1 protein-coding gene is annotated in these 1513 nt (G+C 68.9%); it reads left to right on the top strand.

From position 1 onward, the window contains the following. Nucleotides 1-1513, top strand: a 1513-nt coding sequence (locus BLW01_RS18240) for an aldehyde dehydrogenase (NADP(+)) (RefSeq protein ID WP_139243956.1), incomplete at both ends; no start/stop codon positions are given.

The following is a 1513-nucleotide window of genomic DNA, read 5'->3' on the forward strand; positions in this document are numbered from 1 at the left end:
ATCAACGCCATCAACCCTGCCACCGGCGAGACGCTGGAACCGACCTACGCCGGCGGCAGCAAGGCCGAAGTCGACAAGGCCTGTGAACTGGCCGAAGCGGCTTACGGCATCTATCGTGAAACCTCGCTCGACGACCGGGCGACCTTTCTCGAAACCATCGCCAGCGAAATCGAGGCGATCGGCGATCAGTTGACCGAACGCGGCGTGGCCGAGACCGGCCTGCCCGAAGCCCGCCTGCAGGGCGAGCGCGGACGGACCTGCGGCCAGCTCCGGCTGTTCGCCAATGTGGTCCGGGCCGGCGAGTGGCTCGATGTGCGCATCGACCCGGCGCTGCCCGATCGTGAGCCGATGCCGCGTGTCGACCTGCGCCAGCGCCACATCGCCCTGGGGCCGGTGGCCGTGTTCGGTGCCAGCAACTTTCCGCTGGCCTTCTCCGTGGCCGGGGGCGATACCGCCTCCGCTCTGGCCGCCGGCTGCCCGGTGGTGGTCAAGGGCCACTCCGCCCATCCCGGCACGTCCGAACTGGTTGGCCGCGCGATCCAGCGGGCCGTCAAGGCCTGCGGGCTGCCGGAAGGCGTCTTCTCGCTGCTTTTCGGGTCGGGCAACGAGATCGGCCAGGCACTGGTCGCCGATCCGCGCATCCAGGCCGTTGGCTTCACCGGCTCGCGGCGGGGCGGCAACGCGCTGATGGCCACCGCCCAGGCGCGGCCGCAGCCGATCCCGGTGTATGCCGAGATGAGCTCGATCAATCCGGTGTTCCTGCTGCCCGAAGCGCTCAAGGCGCGCGGTGGCCAGATCGCCGAAGGCTTCGTCGGCTCGCTCAACATGGGCGCCGGCCAGTTCTGCACCAATCCCGGCCTGGTGATCGGGGTCAAGGGTGCCGATCTGGATGCCTTCATCGAAGCTGCCGGCGACGGCGTCAAGGGCAGTGCCGCCCAGACCATGCTCACGCCGGGCATTCATGGCGCCTATGACGATGGCGTCGGCGCCCTGGCCGGCCATCCCAAGGTGCGTGAAGTCGCCCGCGGTCAGGCCGGTGACGGTCCCAACACGTGCCGGAGTGCGCTGTTCGTGGCCAGCGCCGCGGACTTCCTGGCCGACGAGGCACTGCAGGCCGAGGTGTTCGGCGCCAGTTCACTGGTGATCGAATGTGCCGATCTCGACGAGATGCAGCGGGTCGCGGCGCATGCCGAAGGCCAACTGACCGCCACTCTGCAGATGGACGACGGCGATACCGCCGCAGCCAAGGCGCTGCTGCCGACGCTGGAGCGCAAGGCGGGTCGGATCCTGGCCAATGGCTGGCCGACGGGCGTGGAAGTCTGCCATGCCATGGTCCACGGTGGCCCGTATCCGGCGACCTCGGACAGCCGTACCACCTCGGTGGGCAGTGCCGCGATTCACCGCTTCCTGCGGCCGGTGTGCTACCAGAACCTGTCGGCTGACCTGCTGCCGACGGCGCTGCAGGACGACAACCCGCTGAAGGTCTCGCGCCTGATGGATGGCAAGCGAGAAA

Origin of the sequence: Aidingimonas halophila (assembly GCF_900106955.1) — a bacterium.
Taxonomy (GTDB): Bacteria; Pseudomonadota; Gammaproteobacteria; order Pseudomonadales; family Halomonadaceae; genus Aidingimonas; species Aidingimonas halophila.